The following is a 20,064-nucleotide window of genomic DNA, read 5'->3' as shown; positions in this document are numbered from 1 at the left end:
CCAACGCTGCGACTAACAGGCACTGAGGCGGGTTTAACGCCGATTATCCTGGCAGTGGCTTTGGTATAATCGGCCTCCCGACAAACATGGGTATCCATCCTTGCTCCGAATTCTGGAAGATCGCCACCGTCAGTTTTGGTTATTACACAGCCTTGGGTGGCTGGGTTTTGCCTTGGTTGCTTTTCTTGGTTCGTTATTTCAGGAAATGCGTGATGCCTATCTGTTAGTCGTCGCACTTGACGCCTATGCCGGCTGGTTATTAACCATTCCGCTGCGTTATCTGTATCAGCGGATCCGTAGTTTTCATCCGGCAGCGCTGATTGGATCGGTGTTACTGGCATCTTTGGTTACCGCCGCCTGCTGGTCCGTGATTAAAAATTTCAATTATTGGGAAATTTACCGGCACGGCTTCCGGCCAAAAGACTGGCTGCAATATCTGGAGCAAACGCCGGTCAGTTTTTATGTGATGCTGAGCTGGAGCGGTTTATATTTCGGCGTGCGCTATTACCAAAGTCTGCAGCAAGAAAAACAAAAGCTGCTGACTGCGTCGAACAAGGCGCACGAAGCACAGTTAAAAATGCTGCGCTATCAGCTCAATCCCCATTTTCTGTTTAATACGCTCAATGCAATCTCGACATTGGTGATGCTCGGTGAGGCCGATACCGCTAATAAAATGTTGAGCCGCCTGAGTGATTTCCTGCGTTATTCGTTATACAAAGACCCGATTAAAAAAGTCGCCTTACAACAGGAGTTGCACGCCGCTTCTTTGTATCTGGAAATTGAAAAAGTGCGTTTTTCTGAACGGCTGACTATTGAATATGATATTGCCGACAACACAGAACAGGCGCTGGTTCCCAGCCTGATTTTGCAGCCATTGGTAGAAAATGCCATTAAATATGCCGTGGCCCGGCAGGCTGCCGGTGGTCTGATCGCAATTAAAGCCCGTAAGTTTGGTCATGATTTGTTGATTGAAGTAGCAGATAACGGCCCGGGTATGCCGATTGACTCGGGTCTGCCCAAGGAAAATAGCGGGCTTGGCCTGGTAAATACCCGTGAGCGGCTGGCCGCATTGTACGACAAGAATTTTTCGCTGGTGCTGACGCATAATCAGCCGCAAGGCGTCAAAGTGAACATCCGGATCCCGTTTGAGGTGGAAGAAACTGATGAAGAACATTCTGAGAGTCATCGTCGTTGACGATGAACCGCTGGCGCGTAAAGGCATGTTATTGCGGCTTGCGGCATTTAAAGAATTAGAAGTGGTCGCCGAATGCTGTAATGGTGAAGAAGCGATTGCTGCGGTGTTGAGCCATAAGCCAGACGTATTATTTCTCGATGTTGAGATGCCGGTGCTGGATGGTTTTGCCGTGTTAAAACACCTGCAAAGTGAAATGACACATCTGCCTTATGTCATTTTTGTGACAGCCTTTGATCATTATGCACTGAGCGCATTTAACGTCAGCGCCGTCGATTATGTGTTAAAACCAGTAGAAGCCGAGCGGCTGCAGGCCGCTGTGGAAAAATTATTACGCGCCTATGAGGCCCGTGATGATCACAAACACAAAGGCCAGTTGGCTGAAGTGGTGGCCAAACTGACTGGCGAAGATACGGCACAAATTCTCGGCCGGCTTGATAACGAACAACCAGTGATGAATGACAAATTCCCGGAAGCGATTAGTATCAAAGACTCCGGCGAAATCACCCGGGTATTGGTATCCAGCATCGATTGGGTCGACGCCGCCGGTGATTACATGTGTATTCACACTAACGATGGCCAGACGCACATCCTGCGCCGGACTATGAAAGAATTGGAACAGGAACTGGACCCACGCTTGTTTGTGCGGGTGCATCGCTCGGCGATTGTGAACGTTGCGACTATTGCTAAATTACAAATGCTGGCCAACGGCGAACATCAGCTGATGCTGACGAACGGCCAATCAGTGAAGGTCAGCCGCAGTTACAAGGACCGCGTCAAAACGGTGTTTGGCAGTTAAGCCATCGCCGCAAGATATAAACAGGAAACGGCGTCCGGCAGGGCGCCGTTTTTTTTCTGCGATCATTGCTCCGTTTTATGTTGCTGTAACACGCGGTCTTGCCATGCGAGTAAAAATGGATCGGCTTTTTTATGTTGTTCGCCGGTCAGAGACAGCGGAAACAACACAGCCTGGCCGGCCTGTTCACCAGCCATCATCAGATGGGCATGACCTGCTATCAGTTGTTCTACGGCATAGGCGCCTAATTTGGTTGCCAGGATCCGATCTGACCCAACCGGACTGCCGCCACGCTGCAAATGTCCAAGCACCACTGCGCGGCATTCAGTGCCACTTTGTTCCGACAATTCCTGCGCCAGCGCAGCCGCACCGGCCGGATACATGGTTTCAGCCAGTACAATGATATAACTGCAGGCGCCATGTTGTTGTTGATAACTACGGATATCAGCAGCAATATCTGGCACATCGACGGTTTCGCCGTACTCCGGGCAAATAATCTGTTCGGCGCTACCGGCGATACCGGCAGATAAAGCCAGATAACCGGTATGGCGTCCCATCACTTCGACCAGAAAAGTCCGCTCAAACGCATCTGCGGTATCACGGATTTTATCGAGCGCATCCAACGCCGTCTGCAGCGCAGTGGCAAAGCCAATAGTTAAATCAGTACCGTCGAGATCATTATCGATAGTGCCCGGCAGACCAACAATCTGACCTTGGTAGTGATGGGATAACGCCATACAACCGCGAAACGAACCATCGCCACCGATCACCAAAAGCGCGTCTATACCAAGTTCATGCAGTATTTGTGCAGCAAGTTCAGCACCACCGGGCTGCGGCAGTGCTTTGCAGCGCGCACTTTTTAAAATGGTGCCACCCAGATGGCTGATCTGACGTACATCTGCATTTTGCAGCAACTGAAAGTCGCGCTGAAAAATACCGTTAAAACCATGGCGAAATCCAATGACCTCAAGCCCATACTGACTGGCCGTTAATACGACGGCGCGGATCGCGGCATTCATGCCGGGAGCATCGCCACCAGAAGTTAACACTCCTATCCTTTGCATCATGTTTATCACTCCTTTACGGCGTTTTAATATGAATTGTCCTGAGCTTAAACCAGCACGCACCAGCTTGTCTTGATATACCGCAAATACCGGTCAATCCACGGAAAAACAAGATCGCGGCGCTGGATAACAGGCGACAACGCCGGCGAAAACAACGACAATAGCGCGTTTTTTTCAGTCTAAGGGTAGGGTATGCATCAGGCGTCTGGCCGCAGTGTTTATGGGTTTATCTTGGCATTAGTGACAGCAGTTTTGTGGGGCATGTTACCGATAGCGCTTAAGCATTTATTAGTAGATTTAACCGCCAATACTATTACCTGGATCCGTTTTTTAATCGCTGCTTTGTTTGTCAGCGTTGTGCTATGGCAACAAAAAGCCCTGCCATCGGTGCGCGGACTCAGCCGTAAAGCGAGTATTCTTTTGACAGTCGCCATCGGCGGTTTGTTGTCGAATTACATCTTATATCTGATGGGACTGCATCTGTTAACCGCCGAAACTGCGCAAGTTGTGATCCAACTGGCGCCTTTTCTGATGATGATGGGCGGGATTTTTATCTTCCGCGAGCAGTTACTGTTATGGCAAAAAATCGGCGCCACATTGTTGGTGCTCGGTTTGTTGCTGTTTTTCAACGAACGCTTGGTGTTGTTATTGACCCAGTTTGGTCAGGACAGCATCGGCGTGTTGTTAGTCATTATTGCTGCAGTCACCTGGGCTTGTTATGCGCTGGCACAAAAGCAGTTGCTGATGACCTTTAACTCTCAGCAAATTATGTGGTTTATCTATCTGGCCGGTGCTTTGTGCTTCTTCCCGGTCGCCGATCTGAACCCCATCCTGCAGCTGTCGGGACTGCAGTGGGGCCTGCTGGCGTTCTGCTGTTTAAATACCATTGTTGCCTACGGCGCCTTCGCGGAAGCGCTGGAGCACTGGGAAGCGTCAAAAGTCAGTGCAGTGCTGGCGATCACGCCATTGTTAACCATCTTATTTGCCAATATCGTCAGCTGGTTATTTCCGGATGCTGCACCTGCGCAGACGTTGAATGCCTGGTCGGTTACCGGTGCTTTATTAGTGGTTGCCGGTTCGGCAATCACTGCCTTATCGCCGTTGCTGAAACAGCATCTGGCAGACAGACAACAAGCAGCCTGAGCACAACTGTATCAACGCTGTGATCTAAAGCCGGTGAGTAAAATCAGCAGCAATAAAAAAAGGTCGCAATTGCGACCTTTTTTAAATCTTAAACATCCGTTATTTAACGGTCACAATCTTACAGGTATTCGAAGCACCGACAGTTTCCATCACATCGCCGTGTGTCAGGATCACTAAGTCACCGCTTTGCAAGCCAGCCGCTTTTTTCACGGCTGCAACCGCTTCATCGGCAATATGGTCGTTGCTGATGCCATGGCTGTCAAACGACACCGGGTACACGCCGCGATACAACGCCATTTTGTTCAGTGTTTTCACATGACGCGATAAGGCGTAAATCGGGTGAGAAGAGGTGATACGGGACATCAGTTTGGCGGTATAACCAGATTCTGTCAGTGCAATAATTGCCTTGATACCAGCAAGGTGATTAGCAGCATACATCGCTGACAATGCAATTGTTTCGCTGATCTCAGTGAAAGTAACATCCATCCGGTGTTTGGATGACAACACTTTTGGATGCTTTTCGGCGCCGTCACAGACCCGGCCCATTGCTTTCACGGTTTCGGTTGGATACTTACCGGCAGCCGTTTCGGCTGACAGCATCACCGCGTCTGTGCCATCGAGCACCGCGTTCGCCACGTCCATCACTTCGGCGCGGGTTGGCATCGGGCTTTCAATCATGCTTTCCATCATTTGCGTCGCCGTGATCACGACACGGTTCAGCTGACGGGAGCGGGCAATAATACGTTTTTGCTGACCGACCAGCTCGGCATCACCAATCTCAACACCTAAGTCACCACGGGCAACCATCACGGCGTCTGATGCACGGATAATATCATCCAGCGTTTCATCATCAGCGACGGCTTCGGCGCGTTCAACTTTAGAGACAATCAGAGCCTCTGATCCGGCCGCGCGCGCCAGTTGGCGGGCCAGGCGTAAATCATCACCAGTGCGCGGGAACGACACTGCCAGATAATCGACGTCGATATCCGCGGCTAAAGCGATATCGTTTTTATCTTTGTCAGTCAGTGCCGGCGCTGACAAGCCGCCGCCCTGACGGTTAATACCTTTATTGTTGCTGAGCTTACCGCCGACTGTCACTTTGGTCACAATGCGGCTGCCATCAACATGAGACACCACCAGCTGGATCCGGCCGTCATCCAATAACAGTAAATCGCCAGGGAATACATCGCCAGGCAGCTCTTTATAATCAATACCGACTTGCGTCTCGTCACCGAGGCCTTTGCCAAGGGCAGCATCGAGCACGTAATCCTGACCTTCAGTCAGTTCTACGCTGGAATTCTTGAAAGTAGACACCCGGATTTTCGGGCCTTGTAAATCACCCAGGATCGCAACATGGGCACCACAAGCAGCTGCTGCGGCGCGCACCATGACGGCGCGTTGAATATGGTCGTCGGCACTGCCGTGGGAGAAATTAAAACGGAATACTGAAGCACCGGCCTGGATCAGTTTTTCGATGGCGGCCTGAGTATTGGTAGCTGGACCCAGAGTGGCGACTATTTTGGTTCTTCTTGGCATTGGCAACTCCTGCCTGTTGATTGGCAAAAACCGGGCGGATGCCCGGTTCGAACTGGATTAGTTTAATGTAATTAAATTACAGAATATAGCGAGCATCTGAAAAAAAACTACAGTTTTAGCCGTTCAACTGCTCCGATCAGCTATGAAAATCCTTTTTATCAAAGCGTGAACCACGCAAACTGTCTTTTACTTTCTTTAGATTTTCCCGGAATTTGGTGCCACGCCGCAGTGTAAAACCAGTCGCCAGAATATCGATCAGCACTAACTGTGCAACGCGCGACGCCATCGGCATATACATGTCGGTATCTTCCGGCACATCCAGCGACAACACCAGCGTACATTCTTTTGCCAGCGGGCTGTCATAGGCAGTAATACCAATCACTGTCGCATCGTTTTCACGCGCAATAGTAGCGATATCACAAAGGTTTTTTGTGCGGCCGGTGTGAGAAATACACACCACTACATCACCTTCAGCACTATTAATAGCACTCATCCGTTGCATCACGATGTCATCAAAACAAACAACCGGTACGTTAAAGCGGAAAAACTTGTTTTGTGCATCATGCGCCACAGATGCAGAAGCGCCGAGACCAAAGAATGAAATCTTTTTCGCCTGAGTCAGCACGTCAACTGCACGATTAATCGTCGGAATATCAACATTTTGCCGTGCAGCATCCAATGCTGCCATCGTTGATTCGAATATCTTGGCAGTATAAGCTTCCGGGCCGTCGTCTTCTTCGACGTGACGGTTTACATAAGGCGTACCATTTGCCAGACTTTGCGCCAGGTGCAGCTTAAAATCCGGAAAGCCTTTAGTATCGAGGCGGCGACAAAAGCGGTTTACAGTCGGTTCTGACACATCAGCCATTTTCGCCAGCGCAGCAATACTGCTGTGAATGGTCGTTTGCGGGTTGGCCAGGATCACATCTGCCACTTTTCGCTCTGACTTACTAAAGCTGTTGACACTGTTGACGATTTTTTCCAGCACATTCATCCGCGGTTACCTGCTTGTTATGAGACCTGCGGGGGCAGGTTTATGTAATATTATTTGTAGTCTGACAAAGCCGGCTACATCAAAAGTGATAAATTTACCACACTATTGATGATAGTTGTCAAAGACTGCTTACAGCCATCGGCTCGTCAAATTCTTTAGTTAATGTGTAATTTAATTACATCTTATTAGGTTTACAAGCGCTTTTCAGTCGGCTAGTATGCGGCTAAGTGTTGTAAAATTACATCTATTCAAGGGTCATTTGCATGACAGCAACAGCACAATCAAACAAAGCCTGTGATTTAATTCTGTTTGGCACCAAAGGCGATCTCGCGCGCCGCAAACTACTCCCTGCCTTATACCAACTGGAACGTGCCGCCTTGCTGCACGCCGATTCACGCATTATTGGTGTGGCACGGGACGCATTGACGCAGGCTGACTATGTCGAGCTTGTTGAAACCAACTTACACAAATTCATTAAAGAGCCGATCGATGCCGACGTCTGGCAACGCCTGAAGGGCAAACTGTTATATGTACAGGTTGATCTGACGAAAGAAGCCGACTATCTGCAATTAAAAGATGTGACTAATCCGGCTAAACGTATTCCTGTCAGTTATTTTGCGACGGCGCCGTCGTTATTTGGCAACATATGCAAAGGGCTTGATTCTGCCGGGTTGTCGGCCGAACCATCACGTGTGGTGTTAGAAAAACCGATTGGCCATTGCCTGGAATCGTCGAAAGTCATCAACGACGAAGTTGCCCGTTATTTCAAAGAATCGCAGATTTACCGTATCGACCATTATTTAGGTAAAGAAACAGTGCTGAACCTGTTAGCACTGCGCTTTGCCAATGCGATTTTCGCCTCGAACTGGGATCATAATGCCATTGACCACGTACAAATCTCCGTGGCCGAAGAAGTCGGTGTAGAAGGGCGTTGGGGTTATTACGACGACGCCGGTCAAATGCGCGACATGGTCCAAAACCACTTATTACAAGTGCTGTCGCTGATCGCGATGGAGCCACCGGCGCGCCTTGATGCCGACAGTATCCGTGACGAGAAGTTAAAAGTATTAAAGGCACTGCGGCCAATTAATCTGCAAAACGTGCAGGAAAAAACCGTACGCGGTCAATATGCCAGCGGTTTTGTCGCAGGCAAAGCAGTACCGGGTTATCTGGAAGAAGAAGACGCGCGGCCGAACAGTAAAACCGAAACTTTTGTTGCGATCAAAATTGATATCGACAACTGGCGCTGGGCTGGCGTGCCGTTTTATCTGCGCACCGGTAAACGTATGCCGAATAAAGTCAGTGAAGTGGTCATTTGCTTTAAGCCACAACCACACAATATTTTCCATGAAACTTATAAACAGTTGCCGGCGAATAAACTGATCATCCGCTTACAGCCGGATGAAGGCGTTGAGATCCAGATCATGAACAAGATCCCGGGCCTTGGCGAAACGATGCAGTTACAACAAAGCAAGCTCGATTTAAGTTTCGACGAAACCTTCCAGTCTCAGCGTATTGCGGATGCTTACGAACGTTTGTTGTTAGAAGCGATGTTAGGCAACCAGTATTTGTTCGTCCGCCGCGACGAAGTGGAACAGGCCTGGACCTGGGTCGACGGTATTCTGGATGCATGGCGCATCAACAATGAGCCGCCAAAAGCCTATCAGGCTGGTACCTGGGGCCCGGTTGCTGCCATTTCATTACTGGCGCGTGATGATCGTAACTGGGATGAATAACATGCAATTGCAGCAATTTCCCGACTCACAGGCGCTGAATGCCGCCTTTGCCAGCCAAATCAGCGCACAGCTACAGGATGCTATCAATACGCGTGGTGAAGCTGTACTTGTTGTTTCTGGTGGCCGTACGCCATTGCCACTGTTTCAAACGTTAGCCAATACCGATCTGGACTGGTCGAAAGTCACCATCACGTTGGCTGACGACCGTTATTTGCCAGATGACGCGCCAGACAGCAATGAACGCTTGGTTAAATCAGCGTTGTTACAGCACAAAGCCGCAGCTGCACGTTTTGTCAGTCTGTATGCCAAAGCAGACAATGCTGAAGCCGCCGTGCCAGAGCTGCTGCAGCGAATTGAAGCTTTACCACGCTTTGATGTAGTCATATTGGGCATGGGTGAAGACGGTCACACCGCATCTTTGTTCCCATGTTGTCCAGAACTGGCGGCAGGATTGGCCGACGACTCGGCTGATTTATTGGCGACCAATCCAACGACTGCGCCATATCAGCGCATTAGTTTCAGCAAAAAACGCCTCGCTGCAGGACGCGCCATTTATCTGCATTTGATTGGCAGTAAGAAATTGCAGGTGCTCGAGCAGGCGGCTGCCGGCACTGATGTGGCAGCGATGCCAATCCGTGCCTTTATTCAACTGACATCTCCACAGCTGTCAGTTATGTACGCAGATCAATAGAGGTTTATATGCACCCGGTCATACTACAGGTTACAGAACGGATTTTGGCCCGCAGCGAGAAAAGCCGCGCCATTTATCTGCAACGGATGGAAAAAGCCCGGCGTAAAGGCCCGCATCGCGGTGCTTTGGCATGTGGCAATCTGGCACACGGTTTTGCTGCGTGCACCACGCAGGAAAAGACGGACCTGCGTAGTCTGACCAAAGCCAACATCGGTATTATTTCCAGCTACAACGATATGTTGTCAGCACATCAGCCGTATGAAACTTATCCGGCCATGATTAAACAGGCCTGTGCTGAAGTGGGCAGCGTGGCGCAGTTTGCCGGTGGTGTACCGGCAATGTGTGACGGCGTAACCCAGGGGCAACCGGGCATGGAACTGAGTCTGCTCAGCCGCGATATTATCGCGATGTCTGCGGCGGTCGGTCTGTCTCACAATATGTTTGACGGCGCCATGATGCTGGGGATCTGTGACAAGATTGTGCCAGGTCTGTTGATGGCTGCTTTAAGTTTTGGTCATCTGCCGTTTGTGTTTGTGCCGGCCGGTCCAATGCCTTCTGGTATTCCAAACAAAGAAAAAGCCCGGGTGCGCCAGCTGTATGCTGAAGGCAAAGTCGGCAAAGAAGAGCTGCTGGATTCTGAAGCCAAGTCTTATCACGCAGCCGGCACCTGTACCTTCTACGGTACTGCCAACTCGAATCAGTTAGTGGTTGAGATGATGGGCCTGCATCTGCCGGGGTCGTCGTTTGTCAATCCGGGCACCGAATTACGCGATGCGCTGACCAAAGCCGCGGCGCGTCAGGTTACCCGTCTGACCGATTTAGGCGCAAACTACACGCCAATCGGCCAAATTGTTGATGTCAAAGCTGTAGTGAATGGGATTGTTGGCCTGCTGGCAACGGGTGGTTCGACTAACCACACCATGCACTTAGTAGCAGTTGCGCGTAGTGCCGGCTTTATCGTCAATTGGGACGATTTCGAAGATTTGTCCAAAGCCACGCCATTGCTGGCCAAAATCTATCCGAACGGTGAAGCCGACGTGAACCACTTCCATCAGGCTGGTGGTATGTCGGTATTGATCCGTGAGCTGTTAGATGCGGGTTTAGTGCACGAAGACGTCCACACTGTGGCCGGTTTTGGTCTGCGTCGTTACACCCAGGTACCAGAGCTGCAAAACGGCGAACTGGTGTGGGTGGATGGTCCGGCCAAATCATTGGATGACAAGGTTATCTCTTCAGTTGCGGCACCATTTAAAGCCTCAGGTGGTGTCCACGTATTATCCGGCAACATCGGCCGCGGCGTGATTAAGACCTCATCTTTGCGTACAGGCACAGATATCGTTGAAGCACCAGCTGTGGTGTTTAGCGATCAACACGAACTGGATGCCGCGTTTAAAGCGGGCAAACTGGATAAAGATTGTGTGGTTGTAGTGCGTTTCCAGGGGCCAAAAGCCTGTGGTATGCCAGAGCTGCATAAACTGACACCGCCACTGGGCGTGTTGCAGGACCGTGGTTTTAAAGTGGCGCTGGTCACTGATGGCCGGATGTCCGGCGCCTCAGGCAAAGTCCCGGCGGCAATCCATGTCACGCCTGAAGCGATTGAAGGCGGTCCAATCGGCCGTATTCTTGATGGCGATATCGTCCGCGTGAATGCACAGACCGGTGAGTTACAGGTGCTGGTTGATGCCGCAGAATTTAATGCCCGGCCGCTGGCGACCTGCGATATGTCAGAAAGTTATTACGGCATGGGCCGCGAGATCTTTGGTGGCCTGCGCACAGTACTGACCGGTGCTGAACAAGGGGCCTGCAGTCTGTTTACCACTGAGGAGCACCTCAATGGTTAATGTACAGATCCGCTTCGCAATCGTCGCGGATATTGGCGGCACCAACGCCCGGTTCAGCCGGGTGGATTTAGACACGCTGGCGCTGGATAAAGTTGTGGTATATCCGTGTGCGGATTTCGCCACGCTGTCTCTGGCGCTGCAGTACTACCGGGAACAGCAGGAACTGACCGACATCGCACATGTCGCTGTGGCGATTGCCTGCCCGGTGACCGGCGATTTCGTCAAGATGACCAATTTCCACTGGGAATTTTCCATCGCGCAGATCAAAGCTGAACTCGGTCTTGCTGAATTTGTTGTGCTGAACGATTTCACTGCAGTGGCGATGTCATTGCCGGCGATTCGTGATGCCGAACTGGTGAAAACCGGTGCCGGCGAACGTGATCTGACAAAGCCAATGGCAGTGCTCGGTGCCGGTACCGGCTTAGGCGTTGCGCATTTGATCCCAACGGCACAGGGCTATATCCCATTGCCGGGCGAGGGCGGCCATACCGACTGGACCGCGCAAAACGAGCAGGAATGGTTTATTCAGCGTTATCTCGCTGCGCATTATGGCCATGTCTCGCCGGAACGTTTGTTATCGGGCCCGGGCCTGGAAAGTCTCTATCTGGCATTGGCTGCCTATCAACAACTGGATGTGCCGGCTAAAACCGCTGCAGAGATTGGCCAACACGCGCTGGACGGTAGCTGTGGATTGAGCCAGGCCGTTGTTGCCCAGTTTTTTGCCTCACTCGGTAGCCTGGCTGGTGATTTAGCCCTGACCTTAAGTACTTTTGGCGGGGTTTATGTCGCAGGTGGCATTACACCGAAACTACTGCCGTTGCTGGAACAAAGTGAGTTTCGCAGCAGATTCGAAGCCAAAGGACGCTTTGCCGCGTTCAACCGGCAAATCGCAACTTATATCGTCACTGCAGAACAACCGGGTTTACTCGGCTGTGCAGTTTATTTAAAACAAAAATTGGCGGGCTGATTATGTCGTTTTCAAACTGGCAGTTACAACCAGACACCTTATTTGCACAGGGCCCAGTGGTTCCGGTGATCGTGATTAAAGATCTGGCAACCGCGGTGCCGATGGCGAAAGCTTTATTGGCCGGTGGTATCAAGGTGCTGGAAGTGACTTTGCGCACTCCGGTGGCTTTAGAAGCCATTGCGTTGTTATCCAAAGAAGTGCCGGATGCGATTGTAGGCGCTGGTACTGTCACTACTGCTGATCAGCTGCAAAAAGTGGTCGAAGCTGGAGCGAAGTTTGCCATCAGCCCGGGCCTGACCCGTGAACTGCTGGTTGCCGGTAAAGAAGCACCAATTCCGTTAATTCCAGGCATCGCATCGATTTCTGAATTGATGGAAGGGACAGGCTTAGGCTACACCCACTTCAAGTTCTTCCCGGCGGAAGCTGCAGGGGGCGTGAAAACGCTGAAATCTATCCATGGCCCATTCTCTGATATCCGCTTCTGCCCGACAGGCGGCATCAACGAGAAGAATTTCCTCGAGTATCTGGCGCTACCCAACGTGCGTTGTGTTGGTGGCAGCTGGATTGTACCGGATGATGCTATTGTCGCCGGCGACTGGGATCGCATCACGCAACTGTGTAAAGACGCCGTGGCGAAAGCAAAGGCCTAAGGCTGCTGCAATAAAAAAAACCGGCATCAGCCGGTTTTTTTTATTGTTATCAGGTTAATACTGAAAACCAATTTCTAATGCAGCAATAGCCCTGCTTCGGGTTTGTTGTGTACTGTGGAACGGGGTAAATAAAAAGTATCTGTCCTCCCGGGCGGTGCCGGCAAAAATCCCAAAATGCCAGCTACGCGCGGCGAAACCTGACGGGTAATAATTGTAAGTGGCACCAACAAAACCTTTATCCGCGAAAATGGCTTCGTAGCCGGCACTCAGACCTAAAGCATGATGACGCTCCGAATCTATTGCATGCTGCCAACCGATCGCAGCGCCCAGCAGGCCCAGTGCAAAAGTCGCTTTGTCTTGGTCATGGACTGATTGGTACTGCACCCCCAGTATTCCGCCCTGACTAAAACCGTGGCCAACAGACCAGAGGTCAACCGAATCAGCTTTCGCCGCTGTGCTCAGCACCATGATGCCTGATAACAATAAAACTAATTTCATCGTAAACCTCAACTGTAAACAAAGGTACGAATTTTAATAATCTAAAAAACATAAGTAAACTAAATGTTTACCGCAGGTATATTTACGGCGGGATGGCCCAGCAATAGCTGCGTTTCAGACGACTGTGGGTTGTTTATCTGATCAAGTATATTGTCCAACACCTGCCATAGTCTGATATCCGCACACTGACTGATATTAACCCGCATAAATTGATCAGCGTCCGGCCACTGGCTGAAATTGGGGCCTGGTGCCAATACTACCTGGTGGGTAGCCGCAAGGGCGGTCAATGTACGGCTACTGATCCCTGCAGGTAGCCGTAGCCATAGCGCGAAGCCGGCTTCCGGTACAAACCAGGGTTGAAAACCACGGGTCTCAAATTGTGCCAGCACGTCCCGGCGCAGTATATCCAGACGCTGATGGAGCTGTTTCAGATGACGGCGGTAGCTGCCGCTGGTCAATACCTGGTACACCACACGCTCCACGGTGGCCGGGGTTGAGGTGCTGGTGATAAGCTTTAAATCGGTCAGCGATGCAACCAAAGCCGGTGCTGCGGCGATATAGCCGACCCGCAAATCGGCCGATATAGTTTTTGACAAACTGCCCAGGTACACACCTTCCTGCAGACCGGTCAGACTGGCATAACGCAGCGCCGGTTGTTGCTCAAAATCGGCATAGATATCATCTTCAATCAACAGCACCTGATGCTGTTTCAGCAAAGACAGTACCTGCATTGCTTTCGGTGGACTGACGCAGGTGCCAACCGGATTCGACAACACTGAATTGGTCAGATAGGCGCGCACTTTGTGGTTGTCCAGTAACGCACTGAGCGCGGGCAAATCAGGGCCATCGGCGGTGCGGGGCAGATACAGCAGTTCCAGCTGATGCAGGCGCAACATCGCCTGAAAATTATAAAACCCCGGGTCGTCGACAATGACTTTATCACCGGGTTTAAGCAGTAACCGCAGCACCAAATCCAGCGCGTGAGTGGCACTTTGAGTCAGCAGTAATTGCTGCGGCGCCAGTGGGATACGGAGTTCCGCCAGCCGGTTCACCAAATACTGCCGTAACGGCAGATACCCCTGAGCCGGGCCATAGTCTGTCAATGCCTGTTCCTGCCGGGCTATTTCTTTCAGTGCAGCGCGGATCTCCTGCTGTGGCAGATAGTCCGGTGTCAGCCAGCCGGCGGCCGGCTTCAGCCAATGCGGCTCCCGCTGCAAGGTTTGGCGCATCAGCGCGACTTCGTCAGCCAGCTCACTGGCGCTGCTGTTTTCCTGTAACTGCAAGGCTGGATGCCGGCGGGCGACAAACACACCACTGCCGGGCCGGCTTAACACTAAACCTTCCGCATTCAGCCGTTCATAAACATCAGCCACGGTAAATTTACTGATGCCCAGATGCGCGGCCAGTGTGCGCACCGAGGGCAGGCGTGCGCCGGCCGGCCAGCTGCCATGTAAAACTTGCTGGCGTGACTGCTGCAATAGCTGTGTGGTCAGCCCCTGCGCTGAGGCTAAATCCAGCTGGAAATCTCTTAACGCCACTTGCATTGGTAACTCCCGGCTGTACCGGTCAAATAGCCTGTACAGTGTGAAAATATTTATCTCAACTGTCCTGAGTGTACTGGTTTTTTCCGGTTACTGTCACTGGTGACGATGTATTTTCATTCACAGGAGTTTTTATGCCAGAACAGGTGTTGTCGCAAACCACTATGGTCAGCAAGCCAGGATCACCACTGACCGAAGCCTATGCCTATGGTTTGGCCGGTGTGCTGATGTTTTCCGGCGGGATAGTGGCGACCCGGATGGCGGTGCTGGAATTGCCACCAGTCTTTGTCGGAGCAGGCCGGGCGGCTGTGGCGGGTTTGCTCAGCTTGTTATTGCTATGGGCGATGCGACAAAAACTGCCGGCACGCCGGTTTTGGCCTGGTCTCGCCATTGTTGCCTTTGGCGCTGCATTCGCTTTTCCGGTGTTTACTGCGCTGGCACTGCAATGGACCGATGCCGGTCACGCCACACTGGTCACAACGCTGATGCCGTTATTCACCGCTATATTTGGTGCCTGGTTTAGCCGGCAAGTACCGCGGATTGGTTTTTGGCTGTTTGCCAGCTGCGGCGCGGCACTGGTGATTGGTTACAGCCTGGCGCAACATCAGGTCAGCGCCTTGGCGTTAGGCGACGGTTTGCTGTTGTTGGCCTGCCTGTTCTGTGGCCTTGCTTATGCCAAAGGCGCGATGCTGGCTAAAGATCTGGGCAGCTGGCAGGTGATTTGCTGGGCTTTGGTGCTGGCGCTGCCGGCGTTGTTGCCATGGACTTTATGGCAAATCCCGGCCATTGCTATCAGCGAAGTTTCAACGTCAGCCTGGCTTGGTTTTGCCTACTTATCGGTCTTTTCGATGTTTCTTGGCTTTTTCGCCTGGTATCGCGGCTTATCGTTAGGCGGCGTGGCACAAATCAGTCAGTTGCAGCAACTCAGTCCATTCCTGGGGTTGGGCTGGGCGGCTTTGTGTCTCGGTGAAAGCATCAGCATGGTTCAACTAGGCATCGCCGCACTGGTGGTACTCTGTATCGTACTGGGTCGGCGTTTTGGTTAATCTTTGATGAACTGCACCGTTTAGCCGCACGCCGGCATAGCAAAAACATGGAGCTGTCGCTATAATAGCGCGCTTTTTGGCCCGGCCTAAAGCCGGGCCTTTTTTGTGCTTCCACTTGTTAACTGTGCCTGATCGGCCAACAGGAACCCCTGACTGTGATCTCTACTGCCAATATTACGATGCAATTCGGCGCCAAGCCGCTGTTTGAAAACATTTCGGTCAAATTCGGTCAAGGTAACCGTTATGGCCTGATCGGCGCCAACGGCTGTGGTAAATCCACTTTTATGAAGATCCTGAGTCGTGAATTGGATCCGTCCGGCGGTATCGTGATGGTGGAGCCAAATATGCGCGTCGCCAAGCTGCATCAGGATCAGTTCGCATTTGAGCAATACAGCGTCATTGATACCGTGATCATGGGCCACGCCGAACTGTGGCAGGTTAAAGCTGAACGTGATCGGATTTATGCCATCGCCGACATGTCAGAAGAAGACGGCATGAAAGTCGCTGATCTTGAAGTGGCTTTTGGTGAGATGGACGGTTATACCGCCGAATCTCGCGCCGGTGAGCTGCTGTTAGGTGTTGGTATTCCGGTTGACCAGCACTATGGCCCGATGTCTGCCGTCGCTCCGGGTTGGAAGTTACGGGTGTTACTGGCGCAGGTACTGTTCGCCGATCCAGAGATCATGTTACTCGACGAACCAACCAACAACTTAGACATCAATACCATCCGCTGGCTGGAAGATACGCTGGCAGAGCGCAACAGCACCATGATCATCATTTCGCACGACCGTCACTTCTTAAACAGTGTCTGTACGCACATGGCGGACCTTGATTACGGCGAACTGCGGTTATACCCAGGCAACTATGACGAATATATGCTGGCAGCGACTCAGGCGCGTGAACGGCTGATGTCCGACAATGCGAAGAAAAAAGCCCAAATCGACGACCTGAAAGCCTTCGTCGCACGGTTCTCGGCCAATGCATCGAAAGCCCGCCAGGCCACCTCGCGCGCCAAACAAATGGACAAGATTAAGCTGGAAGAAGTTAAAGCGTCCAGCCGCGTCAATCCGTTTATCCGTTTTGAACAGCAAAAACAACTGTACCGTTTGGCGCTGGAAGTGGATGATTTGAAAAAAGGTTTTGACGGTGTGCCGGTGCTGAAAAAGGTCAATCTGATGATCGAAGTCGGTGAGAAGGTAGCCATTCTGGGTGCTAACGGTATCGGTAAAACCACCTTGTTAAAATGTCTGGTCGGCGAATACCCGGTTGATGGTGGCCTGGTGAAATGGTCAGAGAACGTCAATATCGGTTATTACGCGCAGGATCACGAATATGAATTCGCCGGCGACATGAAAGAAATGTCGTTGTTTGACTGGATGTCGTACTGGAAACAACCTTCGGATGACGAGCAGGCGATCCGCGGCATTCTGGGTCGGTTGTTGTTCAGCCAGGACGACATCAAGAAAAAGGTTAAAGTGCTGTCTGGTGGTGAAAAAGGCCGCATGTTATTCGGCAAGCTGATGCTGCAACGGCCGAATATCCTGATTATGGATGAACCGACCAACCACCTTGATATGGAATCCATTGAGTCGCTGAACATGGCGCTGGAACTGTACAAAGGCACATTGTTGTTTGTCAGCCACGACCGCGAATTTGTCTCGTCACTGGCGACCCGTATCATTGAGATCACCGACACTGACGTTCGTAATTTCGTCGGCAGTTACGACGATTACCTGACGCAACAACTTGCACTGGCCTGATAGCCGGGTTCGGTTCGTTCTTGTTGATCTATAAAGCGCCTGCGGGCGCTTTTTTTTATTCAACGCATTGCGTTGGTAAAAACCACTCCCGGCGGTTTTCTTAATCCTTTTACCTTTAAAAGGCTTTTCAGCGCCAATGCCATGACTTAGGATGGAAATTCAATAATAAGAATTCGGGGTAGTTCATGTTTTTTAATAGTGCGCTGAAAGAAGAAAACCAACAACTCAGAGAACAACTGAAAGAAACACAGCGTCAGGCCAGAGACAGCACTCAGCAATTAGAGCAGCAATTAGCTCAGCTGGAACAACAGGTTCAGCAATATGTCGCTTTGCAAAATCAGAGTCATTGGCAGGAACAACAGTTATTGGGTGGACCGGTGCTGGACGCGGTGCGGGGCAGTATCAGTCGTCACGCCGATGATTTAATCGCCGAACGCACGGCACTGGCGAGGCTCGAAGACATTTTTGGCCAAACCCAAACTGCGATCCGCACGCTGGAAGACCGGGCGATTCAAATTACCGAACATGCTAATCAGAGCGCGGCGACTGCGGCGGTGTTAGATGGCACTGCCAGTTCAATCAATCAGTTAATTTCCAGCATTCAGGAAATATCCGATCAAACAAATCTGCTGGCGTTAAATGCTGCGATTGAAGCCGCCCGGGCCGGTGAAGCCGGGCGGGGATTTGCGGTTGTAGCGGATGAAGTACGCACTTTGGCTGGTAAAGCCAATGAAGCCAGCAAACAAATCGAAAGTTTAATCCGCAAGGTGATTGAACAAACGACTAACATCAAAACGATGGTGTCGCAAAGTCAGCAAAGCGCGGCTGATGTATCGCAATCATCGAAGCAAATTGATTCTGTCGTGAATGAAGTGATTAATCGCTCGGAAGCAATGAAAAAACTGATCCGCAGCACCACCACTCAGACCTATCTTGATGGGTTGAAAATGGATTACATCAGCTGGAAAGCCACGGTGTATCAGGCGATTGCGCAACAACGTGATTTAACTTCGTCCATGGCAGAACAAAAGTATCAGCAATGGTGTGGTGCCGGCGGGTACGGCGCCAAGCATTATGGTCAGCTCAGCAGTTTCCGCGCCATTGAAGCGCCACACCGTGGCATGCATCAGGCGGCCAGGGAAGCGGTGCAAGCCGGCCGTAGCGGCGACACCGCAGCGCTGGCACGGGCTTTGGGCCAGATGGAAGATGCAGCACAATCGGTTGTGGCAGCCCTGGAACGCTTGCAGCAGGATGTTCGTGCGCAATAAATTGCGTTGAGATTTGACCTGAGACAATAGTCGTACTGTTGCATGCGTTGTTGTTGTGGCAGGATAAAGCTTTGACCGGGTACAGTGACTGACAAGATTCGCCAGCGCTGTTTCCGGTCAGTCATTATGGTGCCCTCTGTTGCGGCACAATGTTTAACCGCCTGCAAGCACGCCATGGACTGTTGTGTTATGCCTTGGTTTACTGCGTTCAGATCCCCCTCTGATATCGCCGGAGCTTCAATTATGTTTTTTAACTCTGCATTGAAACAACGAATTGCCGAACTGGAACAACAGCTTCAGCAACAGCAACAGCTGCATCGGACCGAAATCGACAAGATGCAACAGCAATTCCAACAGCAAACGGCACAAGCCGAAGAGTCGCGCCGTCAGGATGCACAGCAACAATCTGTCTGCGCCACGATGTTATTGGGTGGCGCGATGCTGGGCCAAATCCGCGAAGAACTGGCGAAAAATGCCGGTCAGCTGGAGCATGAACATTTGGCTCTGACTGAGTTGGATGAAATTTTCGGCCAAACGCATCAGGCGCTGGCTAACCTCGATCATCGCGCCAGCCAAATCAGCAAAGATGCGCAGCAAAGCGCCTCGGTCACCGCCGTTTTGGATGGTACTGCGAATGCGATTAATCAGCTGATCTCCAGCATTCAGGAAATTTCCGACCAAACCAATTTGTTAGCACTGAATGCGGCGATTGAAGCGGCGAGGGCCGGCGAAGCCGGGCGGGGCTTTGCGGTTGTTGCTGACGAAGTGCGGCAATTAGCCGGCAAAGCCCATCAGGCCAGTAATCAGATTGAACAACTGGTACGACAAATCATCGACCAGACCGGACAGATCCGCGGCATGGTTGAACAAAGTCAGCACAGTGCCTCCGATGTTGCGGCGTCCAGTGGCCAAATTGAGGCCGTTGTCGCCAAAGTCATTGCGACGTCGGGTCATATGCAGAAAGTGATTAGCCAGAGTTCAACCATGGCATTTTTGAATACCGTAAAGCTGGATCATGCGGTTTGGAAGCATCATGTCTACAAACTGATCCAGGAACAACGCTTTGGCGATGTGGTGAACGCACATACTGAATGCCGGTTGGGTAAGTGGTATTTTGAAGGCGAAGGCAAAAAACGTTATAGCGGTAAACGCAGTTTTCAGCAGTTGGATAGCCCGCATAAAGCGGTACACCAGTCGGGCCGTGATGCACTGGCAGCGGGTCAACGTGGTGATTTTGCCGGTATGCAACAAGCATTGTTAGAGATGGAGCAGGCCAGTCAGCAGGTGACGGACCTGATCAGTCAGTTGCAAAACGAAATTTGGGCGTAAAACAATCGGGGC

General features: G+C 51.4%; 17 protein-coding genes. 12 read left to right on the top strand and 5 right to left on the bottom strand.

Annotated elements, in window-relative coordinates:
* Nucleotides 1-100 precede the first annotated feature (100 nt).
* Together ATY27_RS14850 and ATY27_RS14845 are read left to right on the top strand one after the other, a co-directional pair.
* Nucleotides 101-1,195, top strand: coding sequence for a histidine kinase (locus ATY27_RS14850; RefSeq protein WP_208931407.1), 1,095 nt, complete (start codon nucleotides 101-103; stop codon nucleotides 1,193-1,195).
* Nucleotides 1,164-1,991, top strand: coding sequence for a LytTR family DNA-binding domain-containing protein (locus tag ATY27_RS14845; RefSeq protein WP_208931406.1), 828 nt, complete (start codon nucleotides 1,164-1,166; stop codon nucleotides 1,989-1,991). The genes ATY27_RS14850 and ATY27_RS14845 overlap by 32 nt, the downstream gene beginning before the upstream one ends.
* A 62-nt stretch (nucleotides 1,992-2,053) precedes the next feature.
* On the opposite strand, the gene ATY27_RS14840 is transcribed toward ATY27_RS14845, so the two are convergent.
* Nucleotides 2,054-3,055, bottom strand: a complete 1,002-nt coding sequence (locus ATY27_RS14840; protein WP_208931405.1) for an ATP-dependent 6-phosphofructokinase — start codon at nucleotides 3,053-3,055, stop codon at nucleotides 2,054-2,056.
* A gap of 189 nt (nucleotides 3,056-3,244) precedes the next feature.
* Here ATY27_RS14840 and ATY27_RS14835 point away from each other — a divergent pair, with 189 nt between their 5' ends.
* Entirely contained in the window at nucleotides 3,245-4,195 is a 951-nt protein-coding gene (locus tag ATY27_RS14835; RefSeq protein WP_208931404.1) for a DMT family transporter, read from the top strand.
* 99 nt (nucleotides 4,196-4,294) lie between these two features.
* Here the strand turns inward: ATY27_RS14835 and pyk are convergent, their stop codons facing one another.
* A complete protein-coding gene (gene pyk / locus ATY27_RS14830) occupies nucleotides 4,295-5,731 on the bottom strand; it encodes a pyruvate kinase (protein ID WP_208931403.1) in 1,437 nt (478 codons plus the stop codon).
* Between the two features lie 136 nt (nucleotides 5,732-5,867).
* Nucleotides 5,868-6,725, bottom strand: coding sequence for a MurR/RpiR family transcriptional regulator (locus tag ATY27_RS14825; RefSeq protein ID WP_208931402.1), 858 nt, complete (start codon nucleotides 6,723-6,725; stop codon nucleotides 5,868-5,870).
* A 263-nt stretch (nucleotides 6,726-6,988) separates the two neighbouring features.
* Between ATY27_RS14825 and zwf the strand changes: the two genes are divergently transcribed.
* The 5 genes from zwf to ATY27_RS14800 are packed head-to-tail and all read left to right on the top strand — an operon-like array spanning nucleotide 6,989 to nucleotide 12,610.
* The gene (gene zwf / locus ATY27_RS14820; RefSeq protein ID WP_208931401.1) at nucleotides 6,989-8,461 is read left to right on the top strand and encodes a glucose-6-phosphate dehydrogenase; all 1,473 of its coding nucleotides are present in this window, start codon (nucleotides 6,989-6,991) and stop codon (nucleotides 8,459-8,461) included.
* A gap of 1 nt (nucleotide 8,462) precedes the next feature.
* Nucleotides 8,463-9,152: a 6-phosphogluconolactonase gene (pgl, locus tag ATY27_RS14815; protein WP_208931400.1), complete on the top strand. Its 690-nt coding sequence runs from the start codon at nucleotides 8,463-8,465 to the stop codon at nucleotides 9,150-9,152.
* 8 nt (nucleotides 9,153-9,160) lie between these two features.
* Complete coding sequence (gene edd / locus ATY27_RS14810; protein ID WP_208931399.1) at nucleotides 9,161-10,993, top strand: phosphogluconate dehydratase; 1,833 nt, start codon at nucleotides 9,161-9,163, stop codon at nucleotides 10,991-10,993.
* Nucleotides 10,986-11,960: a glucokinase gene (gene glk / locus ATY27_RS14805; protein ID WP_208931398.1), complete on the top strand. Its 975-nt coding sequence runs from the start codon at nucleotides 10,986-10,988 to the stop codon at nucleotides 11,958-11,960. Before edd ends, glk begins: the two co-directional genes overlap by 8 nt.
* A gap of 2 nt (nucleotides 11,961-11,962) precedes the next feature.
* On the top strand, nucleotides 11,963-12,610 hold the full coding sequence (locus ATY27_RS14800; RefSeq protein WP_208931397.1) for a bifunctional 4-hydroxy-2-oxoglutarate aldolase/2-dehydro-3-deoxy-phosphogluconate aldolase: 648 nt from the start codon (nucleotides 11,963-11,965) through the stop codon (nucleotides 12,608-12,610).
* Nucleotides 12,611-12,664: 54 nt separating this feature from the next.
* On the opposite strand, the gene ATY27_RS14795 is transcribed toward ATY27_RS14800, so the two are convergent.
* Entirely contained in the window at nucleotides 12,665-13,108 is a 444-nt protein-coding gene (locus ATY27_RS14795) for a hypothetical protein (protein WP_208931396.1), read from the bottom strand.
* A 59-nt stretch (nucleotides 13,109-13,167) separates the two neighbouring features.
* The gene (locus tag ATY27_RS14790) at nucleotides 13,168-14,652 is read right to left on the bottom strand and encodes a PLP-dependent aminotransferase family protein (protein ID WP_208931395.1); all 1,485 of its coding nucleotides are present in this window, start codon (nucleotides 14,650-14,652) and stop codon (nucleotides 13,168-13,170) included.
* Nucleotides 14,653-14,783: 131 nt separating this feature from the next.
* On the opposite strand from ATY27_RS14790, the gene ATY27_RS14785 reads away from it, so the two are divergent.
* The 4 genes from ATY27_RS14785 to ATY27_RS20005 all read left to right on the top strand — a co-directional run bounded on the left by ATY27_RS14785 (nucleotide 14,784) and on the right by ATY27_RS20005 (nucleotide 20,052).
* Entirely contained in the window at nucleotides 14,784-15,695 is a 912-nt protein-coding gene (locus ATY27_RS14785) for a DMT family transporter (RefSeq protein ID WP_208931394.1), read from the top strand.
* 155 nt (nucleotides 15,696-15,850) lie between these two features.
* Nucleotides 15,851-17,455, top strand: a complete 1,605-nt coding sequence (locus tag ATY27_RS14780; RefSeq protein WP_208931393.1) for an ABC-F family ATPase — start codon at nucleotides 15,851-15,853, stop codon at nucleotides 17,453-17,455.
* A gap of 185 nt (nucleotides 17,456-17,640) precedes the next feature.
* On the top strand, nucleotides 17,641-18,723 hold the full coding sequence (locus ATY27_RS20010) for a methyl-accepting chemotaxis protein (protein ID WP_208931392.1): 1,083 nt from the start codon (nucleotides 17,641-17,643) through the stop codon (nucleotides 18,721-18,723).
* A gap of 243 nt (nucleotides 18,724-18,966) precedes the next feature.
* The gene (locus ATY27_RS20005; RefSeq protein WP_208931391.1) at nucleotides 18,967-20,052 is read left to right on the top strand and encodes a methyl-accepting chemotaxis protein; all 1,086 of its coding nucleotides are present in this window, start codon (nucleotides 18,967-18,969) and stop codon (nucleotides 20,050-20,052) included.
* Nucleotides 20,053-20,064: the final 12 nt, after the last annotated feature.

This window comes from Rheinheimera sp. F8 (genome assembly GCF_001518915.1).
This window is presented reverse-complemented; position numbering and strand designations above follow the sequence as displayed.

Coding starts and splice junctions, on each gene's coding strand:
- ATY27_RS14845 (WP_208931406.1), top strand. CDS start 1,164: ATGAAGAACATTCTGAGAGTCATCGTCGTTGACGATGAACCGCTGGCG.
- ATY27_RS14840 (WP_208931405.1), bottom strand. CDS start 3,055: ATGATGCAAAGGATAGGAGTGTTAACTTCTGGTGGCGATGCTCCCGGC.
- ATY27_RS14835 (WP_208931404.1), top strand. CDS start 3,245: ATGCATCAGGCGTCTGGCCGCAGTGTTTATGGGTTTATCTTGGCATTA.
- pyk (WP_208931403.1), bottom strand. CDS start 5,731: ATGCCAAGAAGAACCAAAATAGTCGCCACTCTGGGTCCAGCTACCAAT.
- ATY27_RS14825 (WP_208931402.1), bottom strand. CDS start 6,725: ATGAATGTGCTGGAAAAAATCGTCAACAGTGTCAACAGCTTTAGTAAG.
- zwf (WP_208931401.1), top strand. CDS start 6,989: ATGACAGCAACAGCACAATCAAACAAAGCCTGTGATTTAATTCTGTTT.
- pgl (WP_208931400.1), top strand. CDS start 8,463: ATGCAATTGCAGCAATTTCCCGACTCACAGGCGCTGAATGCCGCCTTT.
- edd (WP_208931399.1), top strand. CDS start 9,161: ATGCACCCGGTCATACTACAGGTTACAGAACGGATTTTGGCCCGCAGC.
- glk (WP_208931398.1), top strand. CDS start 10,986: ATGGTTAATGTACAGATCCGCTTCGCAATCGTCGCGGATATTGGCGGC.
- ATY27_RS14800 (WP_208931397.1), top strand. CDS start 11,963: ATGTCGTTTTCAAACTGGCAGTTACAACCAGACACCTTATTTGCACAG.
- ATY27_RS14795 (WP_208931396.1), bottom strand. CDS start 13,108: ATGAAATTAGTTTTATTGTTATCAGGCATCATGGTGCTGAGCACAGCG.
- ATY27_RS14790 (WP_208931395.1), bottom strand. CDS start 14,652: ATGCAAGTGGCGTTAAGAGATTTCCAGCTGGATTTAGCCTCAGCGCAG.
- ATY27_RS14785 (WP_208931394.1), top strand. CDS start 14,784: ATGCCAGAACAGGTGTTGTCGCAAACCACTATGGTCAGCAAGCCAGGA.
- ATY27_RS20010 (WP_208931392.1), top strand. CDS start 17,641: ATGTTTTTTAATAGTGCGCTGAAAGAAGAAAACCAACAACTCAGAGAA.
- ATY27_RS20005 (WP_208931391.1), top strand. CDS start 18,967: ATGTTTTTTAACTCTGCATTGAAACAACGAATTGCCGAACTGGAACAA.